1 protein-coding gene is annotated in these 854 nt (G+C 61.4%); it reads right to left on the bottom strand.

Annotated features, from left to right (window positions below; all coding sequences use genetic code 11):
- The coding region (locus tag V9K67_RS27040) for a UDP-glucose dehydrogenase family protein (protein ID WP_336728251.1) at positions 1–854 on the bottom strand (854 nt) is incomplete at both ends.

Here is an 854-nt window from a genome sequence, read left to right as displayed (position 1 = left end):
ACCAGGTGGTCGATGATCTCCAGGGCCGGGGCTTCACGGATGTCGTCGGTATTGGGTTTGAAGGCCAGTCCCCAGAGAGCGAAATGCTTGCCGCTCAGGTTGCCTTCGTAGAAATCCTGCATCTTGTTCACCAGGTGGATCTTCTGCTGTTTGTTCACTTCCATCACCGCGTTGAGGATGCGGAAGTTGTAATCCACGCCATTGGAAGAGTACACCAGCGCCTGCACGTCCTTGGGGAAGCAGGAGCCGCCGTAGCCGATGCCGGGGAACAGGAAGCGCTTGCCGATACGGTCGTCGGAGCCGATGCCGCGGCGCACCATGTCCACGTCGGCGCCCAGGCGTTCGCACAGCTGGGCGATCTCGTTCATGAAGGAGATCTTGGTGGCCAGGAAGGAGTTGGCGGCATACTTGGTCAGTTCGGCGGAGCGCTCGTCCATGAAGATGATGGGGTTGCCCTGGCGCACGTAGGGAGCGTACAGGTCCGTCAGCAGCTTCTTGGCACGGTCGGAAGTGGTGCCGATCACGATGCGGTCGGGTTTCATGAAGTCGTCCACGGCCACGCCTTCGCGCAGGAACTCGGGGTTGGACACCACGTCGAATTCGCCGGCATAGTTCTGGCGGATGGCCGCGTGCACTTGCTCGGCGGTACCTACCGGCACGGTGCTCTTATCAATAATGACCTTGTAGTCGGTCAGCAGCTTGCCGATGTCGTGGGCTACACCCAGCACGTAGCGCAGGTCGGCGGAGCCGTCCTCGCCGGGAGGGGTGGGCAGGGCCAGGAACACGATCTCGCTGTCCTTGAGGCCTTCGGCCAGGGAGGTGGTGAAGGAGAGACGGTTTTCCTTCAGGTTGCG

The organism is Huijunlia imazamoxiresistens, from assembly GCF_037132455.1.
Lineage (GTDB): Bacteria > Bacteroidota > Bacteroidia > Chitinophagales > Chitinophagaceae > Flavisolibacter > Flavisolibacter imazamoxiresistens.
Note: the sequence above shows the minus strand (reverse complement) of the source record. Positions and strands in the feature narration are given on the sequence as shown.